General features: G+C 73.3%; 16 protein-coding genes and 3 pseudogenes. 12 read left to right on the top strand and 7 right to left on the bottom strand.

The genetic code is table 11. The features are described from left to right. The first annotated feature begins 124 nt into the window (after window positions 1–124). Together DVA86_RS28760 and DVA86_RS28755 are read left to right on the top strand one after the other, a co-directional pair. Complete coding sequence (locus tag DVA86_RS28760; RefSeq protein WP_208882690.1) at window positions 125–1,339, top strand: hypothetical protein; 1,215 nt, start codon at window positions 125–127, stop codon at window positions 1,337–1,339. A gap of 122 nt (window positions 1,340–1,461) precedes the next feature. Beyond that, window positions 1,462–1,935 (top strand): GNAT family N-acetyltransferase, encoded by a 474-nt coding sequence (locus DVA86_RS28755; protein WP_208882688.1) that lies wholly within the window; start codon window positions 1,462–1,464, stop codon window positions 1,933–1,935. Window positions 1,936–2,030: 95 nt separating this feature from the next. Here the strand turns inward: DVA86_RS28755 and DVA86_RS28750 are convergent, their stop codons facing one another. Beyond that, window positions 2,031–2,606, bottom strand: a complete 576-nt coding sequence (locus DVA86_RS28750) for a class I SAM-dependent methyltransferase (protein ID WP_208882687.1) — start codon at window positions 2,604–2,606, stop codon at window positions 2,031–2,033. Window positions 2,607–2,662: 56 nt separating this feature from the next. Between DVA86_RS28750 and DVA86_RS28745 the strand changes: the two genes are divergently transcribed. The 3 genes from DVA86_RS28745 (at window position 2,663) to DVA86_RS28735 (ending at window position 5,947) form a co-directional block, all read left to right on the top strand. Next, window positions 2,663–3,472, top strand: a complete 810-nt coding sequence (locus tag DVA86_RS28745; RefSeq protein WP_208882685.1) for an AraC family transcriptional regulator — start codon at window positions 2,663–2,665, stop codon at window positions 3,470–3,472. A gap of 88 nt (window positions 3,473–3,560) precedes the next feature. Further along, window positions 3,561–4,292 (top strand): response regulator transcription factor, encoded by a 732-nt coding sequence (locus DVA86_RS28740; RefSeq protein WP_245997306.1) that lies wholly within the window; start codon window positions 3,561–3,563, stop codon window positions 4,290–4,292. Further along, window positions 4,289–5,947: a sensor histidine kinase gene (locus tag DVA86_RS28735; RefSeq protein ID WP_245997303.1), complete on the top strand. Its 1,659-nt coding sequence runs from the start codon at window positions 4,289–4,291 to the stop codon at window positions 5,945–5,947. The genes DVA86_RS28740 and DVA86_RS28735 overlap by 4 nt, the downstream gene beginning before the upstream one ends. Window positions 5,948–6,058: 111 nt before the next feature. On the opposite strand, the gene DVA86_RS28730 is transcribed toward DVA86_RS28735, so the two are convergent. Together DVA86_RS28730 and DVA86_RS28725 are read right to left on the bottom strand one after the other, a co-directional pair. Further along, complete coding sequence (locus DVA86_RS28730; protein WP_208882682.1) at window positions 6,059–7,423, bottom strand: DUF1501 domain-containing protein; 1,365 nt, start codon at window positions 7,421–7,423, stop codon at window positions 6,059–6,061. A gap of 15 nt (window positions 7,424–7,438) precedes the next feature. Then, window positions 7,439–8,863 carry a DUF1800 domain-containing protein gene (locus tag DVA86_RS28725; protein WP_208882680.1) on the bottom strand — a complete coding sequence of 475 codons (1,425 nt, stop codon included), beginning with the start codon at window positions 8,861–8,863 and terminating at the stop codon, window positions 7,439–7,441. A gap of 145 nt (window positions 8,864–9,008) precedes the next feature. Between DVA86_RS28725 and DVA86_RS28720 the strand changes: the two genes are divergently transcribed. Next, window positions 9,009–10,364, top strand: a complete 1,356-nt coding sequence (locus DVA86_RS28720) for an alpha/beta hydrolase family protein (protein ID WP_208882678.1) — start codon at window positions 9,009–9,011, stop codon at window positions 10,362–10,364. Window positions 10,365–10,372: 8 nt separating this feature from the next. On the opposite strand, the gene DVA86_RS28715 is transcribed toward DVA86_RS28720, so the two are convergent. Both DVA86_RS28715 and DVA86_RS35615 read right to left on the bottom strand, forming a co-directional pair. Further along, window positions 10,373–11,116: a dienelactone hydrolase family protein gene (locus tag DVA86_RS28715; RefSeq protein ID WP_208882677.1), complete on the bottom strand. Its 744-nt coding sequence runs from the start codon at window positions 11,114–11,116 to the stop codon at window positions 10,373–10,375. Between the two features lie 215 nt (window positions 11,117–11,331). After that, window positions 11,332–11,610 (bottom strand): hypothetical protein, encoded by a 279-nt coding sequence (locus DVA86_RS35615; RefSeq protein WP_245997772.1) that lies wholly within the window; start codon window positions 11,608–11,610, stop codon window positions 11,332–11,334. 298 nt (window positions 11,611–11,908) lie between these two features. Between DVA86_RS35615 and DVA86_RS36160 the strand changes: the two are divergent. The 4 genes and pseudogenes from DVA86_RS36160 to DVA86_RS28690 all read left to right on the top strand — a co-directional run. Next, window positions 11,909–11,953, top strand: a pseudogene (locus DVA86_RS36160) (hypothetical protein); the annotation flags it as partial. 731 nt (window positions 11,954–12,684) lie between these two features. After that, a pseudogene (locus tag DVA86_RS28695) lies at window positions 12,685–12,930 on the top strand (chlorite dismutase family protein); the annotation flags it as partial. Window positions 12,931–12,941: 11 nt separating this feature from the next. Then, window positions 12,942–13,226: pseudogene (locus DVA86_RS36155) on the top strand (VOC family protein); the annotation flags it as partial. 376 nt (window positions 13,227–13,602) lie between these two features. Beyond that, entirely contained in the window at window positions 13,603–14,322 is a 720-nt protein-coding gene (locus tag DVA86_RS28690; protein WP_245997300.1) for a B3/B4 domain-containing protein, read from the top strand. A 57-nt stretch (window positions 14,323–14,379) separates the two neighbouring features. Here DVA86_RS28690 and DVA86_RS28685 read toward each other — a convergent pair whose 3' ends face one another. Next, a complete protein-coding gene (locus tag DVA86_RS28685; RefSeq protein WP_208882673.1) occupies window positions 14,380–14,835 on the bottom strand; it encodes an SRPBCC family protein in 456 nt (151 codons plus the stop codon). Further along, window positions 14,832–15,254 carry an ArsR/SmtB family transcription factor gene (locus DVA86_RS28680; protein ID WP_208882671.1) on the bottom strand — a complete coding sequence of 141 codons (423 nt, stop codon included), beginning with the start codon at window positions 15,252–15,254 and terminating at the stop codon, window positions 14,832–14,834. Before DVA86_RS28680 ends, DVA86_RS28685 begins: the two co-directional genes overlap by 4 nt. 151 nt (window positions 15,255–15,405) lie before the next feature. On the opposite strand from DVA86_RS28680, the gene DVA86_RS28675 reads away from it, so the two are divergent. After that, window positions 15,406–16,011: an ArsR/SmtB family transcription factor gene (locus tag DVA86_RS28675; protein WP_208882669.1), complete on the top strand. Its 606-nt coding sequence runs from the start codon at window positions 15,406–15,408 to the stop codon at window positions 16,009–16,011. 152 nt (window positions 16,012–16,163) lie between these two features. Then, window positions 16,164–17,447: an MFS transporter gene (locus DVA86_RS28670; protein WP_281279364.1), complete on the top strand. Its 1,284-nt coding sequence runs from the start codon at window positions 16,164–16,166 to the stop codon at window positions 17,445–17,447. Window positions 17,448–17,464: the final 17 nt, after the last annotated feature.

Below are 17,464 nucleotides of genomic sequence, written 5' to 3'. Positions count from 1 at the left end.
CCCGCTCCGGGAGTTCACCCGAGAAGCACCCACTGTTCGACGCCGCCCCGCACAACTGTGCCGTGAAGCGACATGTCTCCCCAGTGCAAGGCATTTCACCGCAACGCACTCAAGGAGGACTCACATGACTCACATGCGGAGGCCGGTCAGACCCAGGAACCTCAGACTCGCGGTGATCGGCGCGTTGATGGCACTGGCGGCGCTCGCCGCCCCCGCAGCGGTCGCCGTACCGGAGAACGGCGGCACCGTACGGGAAGACGGCGACACCGTACGGGAGCGGACGCAGAGGGAGCACGCACCGCAGACGCCGGCACAGCCCCGCACACACGGGTGGGAGATCTCCTCCGCGGGCCGCCTGTCGTCGGGTGCGCATCTGAGCTCGGTGACGTCGGCGGGCCGCGATGCGGCCTGGGCCGTGGGGCATCAGCGTTTCGACGGCGTCGCCGACGGCGTCCTCCTGAGCTGGAACGGTGAGCGGTGGCGGCAGGACCGTACGCCGGGCCTGCCGGACGTCGACTACTGGCACTCGGTGAGCGCGGCGTCCGCACGCGACGTCTGGGCGTACGGCTGGAGCCAGACGGAGGAGACGATGGCGCGTTACGACGGCGCGCGCTGGCGCCGCGTCCCGCTTCCGGAGCTGCCCGGGGAACAGATCCACGGCTTCTCCGAACTCGCCACCGCCCACGGCCGCGCCTGGTTGGCCGGGAACCAGTGGATCCACACGTACGAGGGCGGCCGTTGGCGTACGACCGACCTCGGCTCGGGGACCGGCATTTCGGACGTGTACGCGCGTACGGGGAGGGACGCCTGGGCGGTCGGCGGCTTCTCCCTGGTCGGCCACGAGTCACGCCCTGTGGCACTGCACTGGGACGGCGCCCGCTGGCACGAGACGGCGCTGCCGGACCGGGGGATACGGCTCGCGAACGTGTACGCGGAGTCCGCCCGCAGCGTGTGGGCGAGCGGCTTCACGACACCCGTCGGCGAGGAGCGCCAGGCGCCGAAGGTGCTGCACTGGGACGGCCGTACGTGGCGCGACGTGACCGGCCCGGTGGCAGGGTTGGCACCGCAGGCGCTCAGCGGTGACGGCCGGGGCGGCGTGTGGCTCAGCGGTGATCCGGACGGCTGGGAGGGGCCGCCGGTCTTCTGGCACTACGGCCACAAACGCTGGACGAAGGTGCACGGCGCAACGTTGCCGGAGGGCACGACGCAGGCGTACAACGTGACCGATCTCGCGCCGGCCGGGCACACCGGGCGGCAGTGGGCGGTGGGCAGCTACGAGCTGCTGGACGGGCAGGGCAGCTCGTTCGGCTACGAGTTCATCCAGCGCTCGCGCCACTGAGCGGCGCGGAGAGGCGGCAGCCCGTACGCAACCGTGTGCGGGGCGCGGCAGCCGTACGCGGCGCAGTCCGTACGCAGGGCTGCGGCCCCGGGGCAGCCTGGGGCGCCGATTACGATGCGGGCATGCCCATCATCCCCGTCCGCTACGACCACCCCGACGCGGTCAAGCTGAACGACATCGTTCAGGAGGAGTACACCGAGCGCTACGGAGAGAGCGACGTCACACCGCTCGCCCCGGAGATGTTCGACCCGCCGCGCGGGCTGTACCTGCTGTCGTACGACGACGACGGCCGCCCGGTGGCGACGGGCGGCTGGCGCGCGCAGGAGCACAGCGAAGACGGGTACGCGGACGGGGACGCCGAGATCAAGCGCATGTTCGTGATCCGCGAGGCGCGCGGCCAGGGGCTTGCCCGCCGGATACTCGCCGAGCTGGAGGACAGCGCACGCGCGGCGGGCCGAATTCGGATGGTGCTGGAGACCGGCACGGAGCAGCCGGAGGCGATGGCGCTGTACGCGTCGAGCGGGTACGTGCCGGTGCGGAAGTTCGGCCACTACCGCTTCCACGAGGAGAGCCGCTGCTACGGCAAGCTCCTCTGACCGCACGCCTCCCGGCCGCCGCCTCGGCACGCAGATCCGCCCAAGGCCCGTACGCGCGCCACGGTCCGTATGCGCGGCCACTGCCGTACGCGCGGCTACTCCCGTACGGCGCGGAACCGTACGGTGCCCACCGCCGGGTGGACGGTCACGTCGACCTCACCGAACCCGGCGTCCTTCAGTCGGCCGGGCAGCGTCTCCGGGTCGACCGTGTTCATCGTGTCGCGCAGGTGCAGCAGCCGGAAGCGGAGGCTGTCTCCGGCGCTGTCGCTGCCGGCGAAAACGCCGCCCGTACGCAGCACCCGGTGGGCCTCGGCGAAGATCCGGTCCTGGAGTGCGGCCGTCGGCACGTGGTGCAGCATCGTGAAGCACACCACCGCGGAGAACGCCCCGTCCGGCAGCGGCATGTCCGCCCCGTCCCCGTGCACGACGCGGGCCCGGTCGCCGTACGCACGCTCCAGTTGCCGTGCCGTGTCGCCGTCCACCTCGAGCGCGGTGAGGCGCGGCACCTGTTCGGCCAGGACGCGCAGGTTCGCGCCGTAGCCGGGTCCGATCTCCAGTACGTCGGGGCCGAGTTCGACGCCGTCGAGCGCCCACGGCAGCAGGCGGTCCCGTACGGTGCGCGCCCACTTCTCGGAGCTGCACAGCCTGCGGTGTGCTCTGTTCATCGGCATGTGCGCGACGTTACGGGCGGCGCTGCCGTGGCTGCCACGGGCTACGCTGCCAAGTGATGTCGCCAGACGGACAGAACGCTTCCCCGCCCTCCTCCGTGCACAGCACGGGAGAGCCCGCCGGGGCCGTGCCCGTGGCGACGTCCCCCGCGACCGCCATCGTCATCGGCAGCTTCGCGCTGACTGTCGGACGCTGGTTCCCGGCCCACGAGCACCCGGCGCACCAGCTGGCCTGGTCGCGTACCGGGCTGCTGTCCGTACGGACCACCGCCGGCACCTGGCTGCTGCCGCCGACGCTCGCCCTGTGGATCCCCACGGGCGTCCGGCACGCCACCGGCACCAGCGGCGGGGCGGTGATGCGCAGCGCGTACGTGACGCCCGCGCGCTGCCCTGTGACGTGGACCGAGCCCACGGTGGTGTCCGTACCGCCGCTGCTGCGTGAGCTGATCGACCACCTCGCCGTACGGGAGCTGCCGCGCTCCGCCCGTGCCCGCGCCGAGAGGGTGGTCTTCGACCTGCTGCAGCCGGTTTCCGTGCATACGGTGTCCGTCACGGAGCCCTCCGATCCGCGCGCCCGCGAGGTCGCGGAGGCTCTCACCGCGCACCCGGCGGACAACCGGCCGCTCACCGCGTGGGGAGGCGCTGTCGGCGCCAGCTCCCGCACGCTGGCCCGCCTGTTCACGGCGGAGACCGGACTGAGCTTCGGACGGTGGCGGGAGAGGGTGCGGATGCGGGCGGCGATGCTGCTGCTCGCGGACGGCATGACGGTGGAGGCGGTGGCGCGGCGCGTCGGGTACGCGTCGGCCAGTTCGTTCGTCGCGGCCTTCCACCGGACGGTGGGCGTGACACCGCGCCGGTACTTCCCCTGACCCCCGCCCCGGGCTGCTTTCCCCGGTTTCCCCGGCCGTGTGCCCGTACCGTCGCCGAACGGCCGCGCCGCCATGGAGGATGGGCGGCATGAGCGAAGGAGACGGACGGCGCGTCCTGGTCGTGGACGACGAGCCCGCCATCGTCGACGTTCTGGCGACCTCGCTGCGCTTCCTCGGCTACACCGTCGACGAGGCGACCACCGGGCACGCGGCGCTCACGGCGGCGCGCGCCCGCACCCCGGACCTCGTCCTGCTCGACGTGATGCTGCCGGACCTGGACGGCTTCGAGGTCGTACGGCGGCTGCGCACGGACGGCGACGGCCGCGTGCCCGTCGTGTTCCTCACGGCACGCGAGAGCCGCGACGACGTCGTCGTCGGACTGGACCTGGGCGCCGACGACTACATCACCAAGCCCTTCCGGCTGGACGAGGTGGCCGCACGCGTCCGCGCGGTCCTCCGGCGTACGGGGCGGCCGCCCTCCGGCGACGACCGCGTGCTGCGCTGTGCGGACGTGGAACTGGACACGGCGACGTACGAGGTGCGGCGGTCCGGCACCGTCGTGGAGCTCTCCCCCACCGAGTACCGGCTGCTGCACTGCCTCCTCCGGCACGCGGGCCGTGTGCTCACCAAGGAGCAGCTCATGGAGCACGTCTGGGACTACGGCGAGGGCGACCAGGCGGTGCTCAAGACGTACGTGTCGTATCTGCGCCGGAAACTCGACGCGCTGGGCGAGCCGTTGATCCACACCCGGCGCGGCATCGGCTACGTCCTGCGCGCACCGTCCGAACCGCCCGCGGGCCCTCCAGGACGGCAGCCGTGACGGGAGCCGCGGACGGAGCGGAGGCGGATCGGGGAGCGGCGGACCGTACGCGGACGGTGGGCACTTCGCATACGGCGAGCACTTCGCAGACGGTGCGCCTTTCGCGTACGGCGCACACTTCGCGTACGGCGGCCGCCGCACGCCGTCTGCTGCCGCGTACGCTGCGCGGGCGCCTGCTGGCCGCCCTCCTCGCACTCGTCGCGACCGTGCTGCTGGCTGTCTCCGCACTCGTCTACACGGCGCTGCGTGACCACCTCACCGACCGTACGGACACCTCTCTGCGCGCCGTCCAGCAGCGGGTGGTGAAGCAGATCCGCTCCCAACAGCCGCCCACGGAAGGGCTCGCCGCCAGCGCCCGGATGCTCGGCACTCCGGAGTACTTCATCGAAATCCACCGCAGGGCCGGCCGCGTACAGCCCCTCGCGCCCGGGCTGCGCGATCTCCAGGCACCACCCCCGCGGCTTCCGGAGGACCTGCGGACAGCGCGCGGCACGCCCGTCACCGTGCCGTCCGCGGACGGCGCCGGATCCGGTCCGCGCTACCGGCTGCTGACGCGGCCGCTCCCGCGCGGGCAGGGCACCCTGGTCGTTGCGGTGCCGCTGACGGCTGTCGACGGCACCCTGGAGCGGCTACTGATCCTGGAAGGCGTCGGCGTCGCCACAGGGCTGTGCCTGGTCGCGGGTGTGGCGTTCTGGATCGTACGGCGCGGGCTGCGGCCGCTGGAGTCGATGGCGCGGGACGCGGACGGCATCGCACGGGGCGACGCCCCTCCGCGCATGCGCGGGGACGCCCCCGACAGCGAGGTCGGCAGGCTGCGCCTGGCGCTGAACACGATGCTGCAGAAGCAGGGCGAGGCGTTCACACAGCAGCAGGCGATGCAGGAGCGGCTGCGCCGGTTCGCCGCCGACGCCTCCCACGAACTGCGCACGCCCGTCAGCGCCGTCCTCGGCTACGCCGATCTGCACGAGCAGGGCGCCATCGCCGACGACGCCCACCGCGACCGGGTCATGGGCCGCATCCGCGACGAGGCGCTGCGCATGCAGCGGCTCGTCGACGACCTGCTGCTCCTCGCCCGGCTGGACGGCACCGGCGGTCCGCGGCACTCGGCCGTGGACGTCGGCGAGGTGGCGCGTGCGGCGGCCGATGCGGCCGGTGTGGTCGACGCGGAGCACCCGCTGACCGTACGGGCCGACGCGGACGCCGTCGTCCACGGAGACGCCGACCAGCTGCGCCGGCTGACCGACAACCTGCTGGCCAACGTACGCACGCACACCCCGCCGGGAACACGGGCGCGGGTCCGGGTGGCGCTGGAGGCAGACGGCGCGGAGGGCGGCGCGTACGGCGGAGGCGGTGCGTACGGAGGCGTCTACGGCGGCACGGGTGCGCAGGGCGGCGCGGCAGGGGGCGGCGCGTACGCCGATACGGTGCTCATCGAGGTGGCGGACGACGGCGATGGCATACCTGCCGACGCGCTGCCGCACGTCTTCGACCGCTTCTACCGCGCCGAGGCCGGCCGTTCCGGGCACGGCAGCGGGCTCGGCCTGGCCATCGTCGCGAGCGTGGCGGCGGCGCATCGGGGACGGGTGGAGGTGCACAGCCCGCCGGGCGGCGGCACTGCCGTACAGGTGCGGCTTCCGGCGGCGGACGGCGCGTAGGGCGTACCGGCCGCGGGAGCGCGCGCAGGCGGACCGGCCGCATCGGACGGCGCGTGGGGCGGGGAAGGACCGTACGGTGGGCGGTGGTCGGGCGCCCGTCCGTACGGCCGGCTAGAGGAAACCGAGCGTCCGGTCGTGGCCGCCGAGAATGCGGCCGGGCTCGGTGCCCAGGACGCGCTCCAGGAGCGTCGCGTAGACGTCCCGGAAGTCGGTGGTCATCCGCAGGTCGTCGTCCTTCAGGTCGGTGAGGCTCGGCTGGTCCCCGTAGAAGCCGCCCTTGACGGGCTCACCGAGAACGAAGACGGGGCCGGCGGTGCCGTGGTCGGTGCCCTGGTTGGCGTTCGCCTTGACCCGCCGCCCGAACTCGGAGTAGACGGCGACCACGACCCGGCTGCCCGCCTTCGTACCGCGGATCCTCTGCAGGAAGTCCGCGATGTCATGGTCGAGTCGGCCGAGCAGCCGGGACTGGGTCTGCTTCTCGTTGGCGTGCGTGTCGAAACCGCCGAGGCTCACGCAATGCACACGGGTGGGCGCGTTCGCCTCCAGTGCGCGTGCCACGACGGACAGCTGGGCGGCGAGTTCGCTCTGCCCGCCGGCGGACGCGCCGTCGGTGGGGCGGTCCTCGTCCTCGCCGTCGTTCGGGTCGGCGGGGCCCTCCTCGTCACCGCTCTCGCCCTGCGCGTCGCTCCCGTCCTGTGCGTCCTTCCGGTCCCGCGCGCCCTTTCCGTCCTGTGCGCTTTGTCCGTCCCGCGCGTCCTGTCCTCCGTACGCCTCGGTGACCGTCACCAGGTCGCCGATCGACTCCGCTGCCCTGCGCCGCAGAGGGTGGTCGTCGTCCGCGTGTCCCTCCGCGAGGTACGAGCACACCGTGCGCCACGCGTCCGGCAGCCGCATGCCGCCCAGTTGCACGGCCGCTCCCGCCGTCTTCTCCCCCGCCAGCAACGGCGGAAGGGTGGCGCCGATCGACACCGCACGCAGCGGGTCCGGGTCGTCCTGCGCGTCCAGCCAGCGGCCGAGCCATCCGGACGGCGCGGGAGTTCCGGGCGACGCCGTCTGCCAGATGGCCATCGACCGGAAGTGGCTGTGGTCCGGCTGCGGATACGACACCCCGCGCACGACGGCCAGCCGGTCCTTGTCCCACAGGCTCTTGAAGCCCTTCAGCCCGGGATTGAGCCCCAGTTCGTCGCCCAGCGGGAGGACTTCGTCCTCGTCGTACGCGAGGTCGGGGCGCGCGTCGTGGTAGGCGGAATCCCCGGCGGGCACCAGGGTGTTGAGGCCGTCGTTGCCGCCGTAGAGCGTCACCAGGACGAGTATTCGCGAACCCTGCGCGCCGGAGTCGCCGTCGCCGTCCCGTCCTGCGGAGCCCAGCAGGTCCTGTACGGAGTAGGCACCGCCGGCCGCCAGGGCGCCCGCCGCGGTGACGCCGCTTGCGGCGAGGAACCGGCGGCGGGTCCAGGTGTCCACTGTCGTCTTCATCGTTCCCCCGGCGGGTCAGCCGAGTACGAGGTACTCGGGGGTCGTGAGCGCGACGGCGGTGACCCTGCGCGGGTCCCCGGCGGCCTCGGCGAGGACGGACCGCGTACGGTCGCTCCACTCCGTGCCGAGCGCGTCGGCGAGCCGGTCGGGACGGTCCTTCGCCGGCGCCTTCCGTACGGTGGCGAGCAGCTCCGACTCACGTGCCTCGCCGGTCATCCGCTGCGCGAACGCCGTACGCGCCCGTGCGGCGGCGGTCGTCAGCCACGCCGTACCGGACGGCCAGCCGCCGACGCTGGGCGGCCGGAACGGCACCTGCCCGAGCGAGGTGAGCGTCCGCAGCAGGAACTTCCGCAGCTCTCCGGAGAGTTCGGCGGGGCGCAGGCCCAGCACGCGCAGCGACCCGACCACGTACTCAACGGGCTGCTTCACCAGCACGCTGTCCGGATCGGCGAACGCCGGGTCGGTGAACATCGCCCGCACCATCGCGGTCACGTCGCGCCGCGCACCGTACGCGGCGGTGATCCGGTCCAGTGCCTCCTCCGACGGCCCCTTCTCCGACGACACCAGCCAGCCCCACCAGCGGGTGACGAGGTAACGGGCGGACTCCGGGCGGGCGGTGAGCAGGTCGACGAGCTCTTTGGGGTCCAGATCGCGTTCCGTGCCGAGCACCCGCTGGGCGCCCTCTGCGTGGCGGCGCGGGCGGAACCGTACGGTGTAGCCGTCCTCCGTCTTGCGGTTCACTGCCCAGCCGGTGAGCGACCGGGCGGCCTCCCGTACGTCCTGCTCGCCGTAGTTGCCGACGCCCAGGACGAACAGCTCCATCAGCTCGCGGGCGAGGTTCTCGTTGGGTGCCTCGGCGGTGTTGCCGGACGCGTCCAGCCACACCATCAGGGCCGGATCGCGCACCATGGCGCGGGCGAGGCGGCGGAAGTCGCCGCCGCCGTCGCGGCGCAGCGTCTCATTCTGGGCGAGCATGGCGTCGGCGGACTTCACCTTGGCGATGGACGTCGCCCAGTGTCCGTGCCACAGGAACGTGCGCTTCTCCGGCCACGGCTGTTCGCTGGCGGTCATGCGGTCCAGCCACCACACGGTCAGCTGCTCGCGCTGCTCCCGTACGGCCTCGCGGTAGGCGCTCCGCGCGTCGCCCCCCTTGTCGCCCTTGCCCCCCTTGTCGTCCTTGCCGCTCTCGTCCTTCGCGTCGTCCTTCTCCTCGCCGCCCTGGCCGCGTTGCGGCTTCTTGGGGCGTTCCGGAAGCGGTGGGAAGTGCGGGGGCGGAGTCGCGGCGGCACCGGGGTCGCTGTCGGTGAGGACAGCGTCGAGCGCCGCGTCGAAACCGCCTGCCGCCGCCTGTTCGGCGCGTTCGGCGGACACGGCGCCGAAGCCGGTCCGCTGCAGGAGGCGTGCGACGCGGGCGGTGGCGTCGAGTTCCGGTGCTGCCATGCCGCCAACGGTGGCGGGCGCGGGTGGGAGGAGCGTGGGCGGCGGGTGGGAGTTCGGTGGGACGCGTCAGACCTGACGAAAGTAAGGGTGAACGCCTGCCGAAAGATCAATGTGGAACGGGCCGCCGCTGCCGCAGAGTTCAGATATGCGATCACACAAGCGTCTCCCGCACAGCAGGACCCGCCGCGCCCTCGTCGCCGCGCTGGTGGTCGGCGCCTGCGCCGCCGCAGTCCCGGCCGTCGGGCTCCCCGGCGGCCCGGACGGCCCGGGCAGCGGCACGGGCACAGGCGGCACGGACAGCCGTGCCGACGCCGCGTCCGCGCGGCCGGTGCGGCTGTCCCTCGCCCGGCCCACCGGGCCGTTCGGTGTCGGCACCACCGAGCTGCATCTCGTCGACGAGACGCGCAGAGACCCCTGGGGCGGCGAAGGGCGGCGCGAGCTGATGGCGAGCGTCTGGTATCCGGCGCGGCACGGCAGCGGGGGCGAACGGGCGCCCTACATGCGGCCCGGCGCCGCGAAGGTCTTCGGCAAGGGCGCGGCCGAGGTGCTGAAGCTGCCCGCCGGGACCGTCGACTGGGCCGGCACCCGTACGCACGCCCGGCTCGGCGCCGAGGTGTCGCCGAAGGCGGGCCGGGCGCCGGTGGTGCTGTTCAGCCCGGGAGGGTTCAACGAGCGCACGCTCGGCACCTCCACCGCCGAGCAGCTGGCCAGCGAGGGATATGTGGTGGTGACGATCGACCACCCCGGCGAGGCGCACGCGGTCGAGTTCCCGGACGGCCGGGTCGTCGAGCCGTCCCCGGAGCTGCAGAAGATCAAGGACCAGGCGCAGCGGTGGCGGCGGATGCTCGAAGTCCGGGTGGCGGACACGCACTTCGTCACCGCCCGGCTGCGCTCACTCGCGAAGGGGGACAACCCGGACGCCGGGCGCCGAGCCCTGCCGCGCGGCCTGGCCAAGGCGATGGACATGGAGAAGCTGGGCATGTTCGGGCACTCCATGGGCGGCGTGACAGCGGCCGAGGCGATGCGCGAGGACCCCGGCATCGACGCGGGCGTCGACCTCGACGGACCGCTGGGCCTCAGCTGGACCGACCCGGGCAAGCTGCTGCCCGTCGCCAGAACCGGGCTGGACAGGCCGTTCCTGCTGATGGGCACCAAACTGTTCCGCGAGGACGAGTCCGTGGCGCCGCACACCCACCGGGAATCCCCTTCCTGGAAGTCGTTCTGGGAGCACTCGCCCGGCTGGAAGCGGGACCTGTGGTGGCCGAAGGCCGCGCACAACTCCCTTACGGACTACCAGTCGCTGCTGCCCCAGCTCGACCGCAGAGCGGAGCTGCCGCGGGGGCTCCGCGAGAGCATGATCGGCACCGTCGACCCGGAACGCTCCGTGAGCAGCCAGCGGGCGTATCTCACGGCGTTCTTCGACCGCCATCTCCGCGGACAGTCCCGGCCGGTGCTCGACGGCCCCTCTCCCCGCCACCCCGACGTGCGCTTCATACGCTGAGCGCGAGTTCAGACCGCCGAGCCGTGGCGGGCGGTGAAGTCGAGGATGCGCTGCCAGGCGTCGGTGCAGGCTGTCGTCCAGTCGCCGAAGCTCACGTCGAAGAAGGAGTGCGGCGCCCCTTCGTAGACGTGCATCTCGTACTCCTTGCCCGCCTTGTCGAAACCGGCCACCAGCGCCTGGAACTCGGCCTGGCTGGTGGCGGCGTCGTCCCCGGCCAGCAGCAGGAGCAGCGGCGCGGACAGGTCCGCGGTCGAGTCGCCGAAGAACCGCGGCGGGCCGTAGAAGCCGATCGCCCCGGCCAGCCCGAGGTCGCCGGCGGCCTGCCGCCACGAGTGGGACCCGCCCAGGCAGAACCCGACGGTGAACACCGGATCCGTGCTCCGCTCACGCAGCCAGGCGGTCGCCGCGGCGATATCGGCGTCCACATGCGCCGCCTCCAGCAGCGGCATGTGGGCCGCCCAGTCGAAGGATTCGTCACGCGGCGCGGTCCCCGCCGTACGCCCGTAGAAGTCGATGACCACCGTGCGGAACCCGGCCTCGGCGCACCGCTGGGCGAGCGCCTCGTAGAAGGGATGCAGGCCGCGGCGGTCCGGGAGGATCACCAGGCTGCGACCGATCGGGGCCTCCGGGACCGCGTGGTAGGCGCGGAAGCGGTTGCCGTCGGCGGTGCTCAGCTCGAGCGGCCCGTGCTCGGCTACGCCGCCAGTGACGATGGGTGCGGCGGGCGGGCGGCCGTTGACGGGGTGGCACATGTCGGGGCTCCTCGGTCGGTGTCGCTTTCCTGCGGCCTGGCCCGTACGGCCCGGTCGCACAGCCGGCTCCCACAGTCCGGTGTCCGTACGGGTCTCCGCATGCGTATGTGCGGCTCCGCCATACGTACGGCTCCGCGGCCGGATGACGCAAACCGGCACCGCTCCAGCCGCCGGCTGTTCAGCACGCCACCGCCGTACGGCGTCCCTCGCCGCCCTCACCCGCCTCCGCGGAAGACGCGGGCGCGGGCGCAGACGCAGACGCAGCCGCCGCCCGACGCCGGCGCCGCCGCACCGCCGCCCGACGCCCGACGCCCGACGCCCGACGCCCGTACGGTGCCGCCACGCGACGTGGGCTCCGCCTTCCCGCCGCCCCCTCGCCTCTGTACGGCGACCAGCGCCGCGAGCACGACGACCCCGCCCAACCCCTGTGCCACGGTGAGCTCCTGGCCGAGCACCACCCACCCCAGCACCGTGGCGACCACCGGGCTGAGCAGCCCGAGGAAGGTGACCTTGGTGGGTGAGAGGGCACGTATCCCGCGGAACCAGAGGACGCGAGAGCCGACCCCACGAGGGTGAGATAGGCGTGGCCCGCCAGGTTCGCGGCGCTCAGTGCGGCCGGCGGCGGGCCTTCAACGAGCAGTGCGACGGGTAGCAACCGGCCGCCCGCGACGAGTTGCCAGCCGGTGGTGGCCAGCAGCGGTGCGGGCGACGTCCACCGTTTGCTGAGGACGACTCCGGTGGCCATGACGGCGGCGCAGCGACCCGCCGCACCGGCTGACCCCCGCCCAGCTCATGCATTCGGCCATGGTCACCTCCGGCGCCATCACCCAGCGCCTCGACCGGCTGGAGGGGCGCGGACTGGTGACGCGTACGCCCAGCGAGTCGGACGGCCGGGGCGCGCTCGTCGCGCTCACCGACGAGGGACGCGCCCTCATCGACCGCGCACCGCCCGACCACGTCGCCACGGAGAACCGGCTGCTCGCCGCCCTGTCCGACGAGCAGCGCGGCGCACTCGCCGACCCCTCCGCGACCTCCTCGAGTCGCACGGCGACACGGCGGACCTGCGTACGGGGCACGGCGTACGGCACACGGCGCGCACCGACACCACAGGGCCCCGGTAGCATCGCGCGCAACGTTGTCGAGGGGCCGGGCCGCACCGGGCACCGGCCATGGGGGGATGCGCGGGTGGCGGACGGCGGGATACGGCTGCGGGTGCCGGCCGGCGACGACGCCGAACGGTGGGTCACCCGGGCGGACTGCCGCCGCGTCCTCCTCGTCGTCCACAACGTGACCTCCGCCAGCAGGCTGCTCGACGTCCTTCCGCTGTTCCACGGCGACCTGCGGGTGCAGCTCCTCGCCACCTGCACCGGATCCTCGCCCTACCTCGCGGGCGTACCGGAACTGCTGGCCTCCGCCGGACTGCCGGTCCTCCCCTGGGAGCAGGCCCTGGAGACACCGGTGGACCTGGCCGTATCCGCAAGCTATGGAGGCCAACTCGGGCTAATTCGCGGCAAACTGGCCGTTCTGTCACACGGAGTCGGATACAATAAGAGGCTGGCACCGCCGACCGCCGACCGCCACCCGCGCACGGCACGCTGGCGGCCGGCTACGCGAACGTACGCCACAACACCCTCGCCTGCTTCGCCCGCGGCGACTACGTGTGGCTGCTCGCCTTCGAGGCCGACGGGCTGCACCGGATCGTGGACCTGATGCGTCATCTGCGGGCGTCCGAGGCGCGGTTGCACGTCCGCGAGGAGGTGCCGTTCTACACGGGGCGGCGCAAGCCCGTACAGGAGCTGGTGTCCGGGCTGGCCGGCATGCGGACATGCCAGGCCGAAGCCCGCCGCCCGCCGCCCGCCGTACGTGCACGTGCCCGCGGGCTTCGGCCTGGCATGTCCGCATGCCGGTGGACCTGTTCGCCGGGATCTACGTCCGTGACTCCAAGGCCGCGCGGGCCTGGTACGTACGGGTGCTGGGCGCCGAGCCCGCCTTCCTCGCGTCCGACACCGAGGTGGTGTGGGAGCTGGCCGAGCGCCGCTACGTGTACATCGAGGAGGACGCCGAGCGCGCGGGCCACGCCCACACCACGATCTTCGTCGACGACCTCGACGCGCGCGTCGCCCGTATCGCCGAGGCCGGGATCGCCCGTCCACCGGGAGACGTACCCCAACGGTGTGCGCAAGGTGCTGTACCGCGACCCCGACGGCAACGAGATCGGCTACGGCGGGCCGCCGACGTAGCGACGTGCCCTCGCCACTGGCGGCGGTCGGCGGGCCCCTCCGTCCCTCGAGTGACAGGCGTAACCGGCCACTTCCAGACCGTCCGGCGCTTGAGGACGGCCCGCGACCACGGCGCCCCGGTCGTCGGCAACGCGGCTGACGCCCGCCGCGCGTTCTTCCGCCGCCGCCGCGGGCGGAAAAGGGGCAGCGAGTGCATTAGAGTGGACGGACCAGTCCATGAAAGTGACCTGCCACCTAGGGGTGCCCGTGTCCCTCGACGCCCTCGACACCAAGCGCTGGCTCGACGCCGCCAGCATCGATCCCGCCGTCCTGGAGCTGCGCCCGGACTACCGCGCGCTGCTCATCGTGGCCGACGGCCTGCGGCCGGGCCCCGGCGACGACTTCAGCGAGCGCGTGCTCGCCGCCGCCGAGACGCAGGCCCGCGCACGGTTCGCGGACACGCCCGTGGAGGAGCACCCCCATCTCGCCGCGTGGCGCGACGCGTTCCGCGCCTTCGGCGCCAAGCCGCAGCGTACGCGGCCCAGCGCCGAGGCCCTGCTGCGCCGGCTGGACGCCGGGCTGCCGCGGGTGGACCGGCTGACGGATCTCTACAACGCGGTCTCCATCGCGCACGTCCTGCCGCTGGGCGGCGAGGACCTGGACCACTACCAGGGCGCGGCACGGCTCGTACGGGCGGACGGCACCGAACCGTTCGAGATCACCGCCGGCGGCGAACCGGCCGTGGAGAACCCGCGCCCGGGCGAGGTCGTGTGGCGCGACGACGCGGGCGTCACGTGCCGCCGCTGGAACTGGCGGCAGTGCGTCCGTACGCGCCTCACCCACGACACGACCCGCGCGATGTTCGTCTTCGACGCGCTGGGCCCGATGACGGACGACGAACTCGCCGCCGCGGGCGACGCGTTGACCGCCACGCTGGTGGAGGGCAGCCCCGGCGCGCAGACGGTGTCCCGGATCGTCGCGGGCTGACCGTACGGGCCGGGGGCACGCCCGTACGCGGTGCGGCGTACGGCCGTGCCCCCGCGTTCACATGGTGCTGAGCACGGTCTCCAGGCCGCGCAGCACCCCCGAGCGCCAGCCGCCGTCCATGATCGAACGGGCGCGCTGCTGCAACGCGTTGTCCGGATCGAAGCCCTCGTGCAGCAGGAACAGCCGGGTGCCGTTGCCCTCGGGCTCCAGCGTCCAGGTGATCGTCCAGTCCGCGTTCGTGTCGGGGCCCGGATTGGCGTCCAGCCAGGACACCCGCAGCATCTTCTCCGTCTCGTACGCCAGCACCTCGGCCTGGACGGTGCCCGAGAAGCCCGTCGAGGGCATGGCCATGCCCTGCATCGTGTAACGGTGGCCGACCTCCAGTCGGAAGTCGCCGGGCATCATCCACTGCGCGATCAGCCCCGGCTCGGTGAGTGCCCGCCACACCTTGGCGGGCGGGTGCGGCAGGAACTGGTCGAGGCGGAGCGTGGTCAGGTCGTCGTCATCGGTCATGGTGCACCCGTTCCCTCGGCGGCGGCGTCCCCGCCGGTCTGGTCTGTCCGGTCTGTCTGAGTCTGAGCGGGGGAGTCCGCCTCTTCCACGTCCTCCATGGCATCGAGCACGTCGCGCAGACCGGCCAGCTTCTCGCGCCAGAACCGCTCGAACGGGCTGAGCCAGTCCTGCACGTCGTTCAGCGGCACGGCCTCCAGCCGGTACAGCCGCTGCCGCCCGACCTTGCGCTCGCTGACCAACTCCGCCTCCCGCAGCACCTTCAGATGCTCGGAGAGACTGGGCCGCGCCATGTCGAACCGCTCGGCGAGCCGTGCGACGGGCTGCGGCCCCTCGTCGCGCAGCAGCCGCAGCACCTCCCGCCGTACGGGACTGGCAAGCGCGGCGAAGACCCGGTCCCCGGCCGCCTCGACGGTACGCATCGATCCGCCCCCTCAGGTCGCGACGGGTGTGGTGTGAGTGATGTTCATGCCGCGATTATAGGTAGGAGAATTCCTACCTGTCACCGCTCATGGCCTGGCAAGATGCAAAAGGAATATTGCGCAATATTCCTTTCGCATCTACGGTGACGCCATGGCCGACGACGACACCCAGCCCGAGCCGCCCCACCGCATCACCGACCTCGCCGCACTCAAGGTCTTCACGCACCCGCTGCGGATCGAGCTGTGGCGCGCCCTGAACGCCGCCCGTACTGCCACTGCCTCGCAGCTCGCCGACCAGGTGGACGAGGCGGTCTCGCTGGTGAGTTACCACCTGCGGAAGATGGCCGAGCACGGCTTCATCGAGGCCGCGGCCGGCCGCGGCAGGGACGGCCGCGAGCGCTGGTGGAAGCCGTCCACGGAGAAGGGCTTCGAGTTCCGCAACTCCGACTTCGACGACCACCCGGAGGGCGCCGCCGTCGTCAGCCAGGTGACGCGCCGTCTGATGGAGACGCGCGGCGAGCGCTACTCCGCGTATCTCGACCAGCAGTCCGCCTGGCCGCGCGAGTGGACCAGCGCCGCCTTCACCTCCGAGTACCAGGCGCGGCTCACCGCGGCCGAACTCCGCGAGCTGGCCGAGGAGGTCGCCGAACTCGGCCGGCGCTGGACGGCGCGCGGCCGTGCGGCGGAAGCCGCGGGGGACACGGAAGGGCGCGAGCACGTCGCCCTGCACCTGTACGGGTTCCCCTTCCGGCCGTGACCGCCGACGGGGAACGCGAACCCGCGGGCGTACGCGAGCAGTCGGCCGTACGTCCACCGCCGCCCGTACGGCCCCCGCCGCCCGTACGTCCACCGCCGCCCGTACGGCCCCCGCCCGCGCCGCCGGGCAAGCCCGCGCACCGGGACGCCAACCTGCTGCGCTGGCTGCTCGCGTACACCGCATCGATGGTCGGTGACGGCGTGTACTTCGTCGCCCTCGGCTGGGCCGCCGCCGAGGTCGCCGGGCCCGCGCAGGTCGGCATGGTGATGGCGGCGGGTGCCGTGCCGCGCGCTGTTCTGATGCTGGGCGGGGGAGTGGCCGCCGACCGCTTCGGGCCCCGCGGCGCCGTCCTCGGCAGCGACGCCGTACGGTGCGCGGTGATCCTCGCGGTCGCGGCGGCGCTGGCGTTCGCCTCGCCGGGTCTGTGGCTGCTGGTCGCGGTGGCGCTCGTGTTCGGCGCCGTGGACGCGCTGTTCCTGCCCGCCGTCGGCGCGCTGCCGCCCCGCCTGACCGGGCCGGACCAGCTCACGCGCGTGCAGGGGATGCGGGCACTGGCCATCCGGACGGGCCATACGGCGGGCCCGCCGCTGGGCGGGCTGGCCATGGGGCTGGGCGGTACGGCGGCGGCGTTCGCGTGCGCGGGCGGGCTGTTCGCGCTGTCGCTGACGCTGCTGCTGGCCGTACGCATAGGCCCGCTGCCGGCCGGACCGGCCGCCCGTACGGAGGGGGCCGCAGGTACGGGTGACCGTACGGAGGCGGGTGCCGCCCCCGGTGAACGGGCCACGGCCTGGCGCGAGTTGGTGGACGGGCTGCGCTACATCCGGCGGCACCGGCTCATCGGACCGCTGGTCGTCAGCGGCGCGGCCAGCGAGATCCTGCTGAACGGCCCGCTCAACGTCGGCCTGGTCCTGCTCGCCGCCGAACGCGGCTGGGGCGCCTCCGGCATGGGCTGGATCGTCAGCGCGTTCGGCGCGGGCGCCGGGGCGGGCGCGCTGCTGATCACCGTACGGGGGCGGCTGCCGTACGCGGGTCGCGTGCAGATCGGCACCCTCGCGGTGTGCGCGGTGACCCTCGGAACGGTCGGGCTGCTGCCCACCCTGCCCGCCGCGATGGGCGCCGCGGGCGCTGCCGGCCTGCTGGCCGGGGTGTGCGGCGGGCTGTCGCAGGCGCTCATCCTGACGTCCGCCGCGCCGTCGCTGCTCGGCCGGGTCACCGCCGTGCTGAGCCTGAGCAGTCTGGGGCTCGCGCCGTTGAGCTACCCGGTGTTCGGCGCCGCGGCCGGGCGCTGGGGTGTGGGCGAGACGTTCGCGGCGTGCGGTGCCTTGGGGCTGCTCGTGGCGTTCGGCACGCTGCTGTCCCCGGCCGTACGGGCGGCGGAACTGCCCCGGCCGGCTCCCGGACCGGCGCGGGCCCCTGGGAACGCGAATCACGGATAACAGGTGCTGGTTGCCGA

The organism is Streptomyces armeniacus (assembly GCF_003355155.1).
Lineage (GTDB): Bacteria > Actinomycetota > Actinomycetes > Streptomycetales > Streptomycetaceae > Streptomyces > Streptomyces armeniacus.
This window is presented reverse-complemented; position numbering and strand designations above follow the sequence as displayed.

What these genes read in the sequence shown, in the direction of transcription:
- DVA86_RS28720 (WP_208882678.1), top strand. Translation starts at nt 9,009, where the DNA reads ATGCGATCACACAAGCGTCTCCCGCACAGCAGGACCCGCCGCGCCCTC.
- DVA86_RS28725 (WP_208882680.1), bottom strand. Translation starts at nt 8,863, where the DNA reads ATGGCAGCACCGGAACTCGACGCCACCGCCCGCGTCGCACGCCTCCTG.
- DVA86_RS28675 (WP_208882669.1), top strand. Translation starts at nt 15,406, where the DNA reads ATGGCCGACGACGACACCCAGCCCGAGCCGCCCCACCGCATCACCGAC.
- DVA86_RS28760 (WP_208882690.1), top strand. Translation starts at nt 125, where the DNA reads ATGACTCACATGCGGAGGCCGGTCAGACCCAGGAACCTCAGACTCGCG.
- DVA86_RS28715 (WP_208882677.1), bottom strand. Translation starts at nt 11,116, where the DNA reads ATGTGCCACCCCGTCAACGGCCGCCCGCCCGCCGCACCCATCGTCACT.
- DVA86_RS28740 (WP_245997306.1), top strand. Translation starts at nt 3,561, where the DNA reads ATGAGCGAAGGAGACGGACGGCGCGTCCTGGTCGTGGACGACGAGCCC.
- DVA86_RS28755 (WP_208882688.1), top strand. Translation starts at nt 1,462, where the DNA reads ATGCCCATCATCCCCGTCCGCTACGACCACCCCGACGCGGTCAAGCTG.
- DVA86_RS28745 (WP_208882685.1), top strand. Translation starts at nt 2,663, where the DNA reads ATGTCGCCAGACGGACAGAACGCTTCCCCGCCCTCCTCCGTGCACAGC.
- DVA86_RS28750 (WP_208882687.1), bottom strand. Translation starts at nt 2,606, where the DNA reads ATGCCGATGAACAGAGCACACCGCAGGCTGTGCAGCTCCGAGAAGTGG.
- DVA86_RS28730 (WP_208882682.1), bottom strand. Translation starts at nt 7,423, where the DNA reads ATGAAGACGACAGTGGACACCTGGACCCGCCGCCGGTTCCTCGCCGCA.
- DVA86_RS28685 (WP_208882673.1), bottom strand. Translation starts at nt 14,835, where the DNA reads ATGACCGATGACGACGACCTGACCACGCTCCGCCTCGACCAGTTCCTG.
- DVA86_RS28680 (WP_208882671.1), bottom strand. Translation starts at nt 15,254, where the DNA reads ATGCGTACCGTCGAGGCGGCCGGGGACCGGGTCTTCGCCGCGCTTGCC.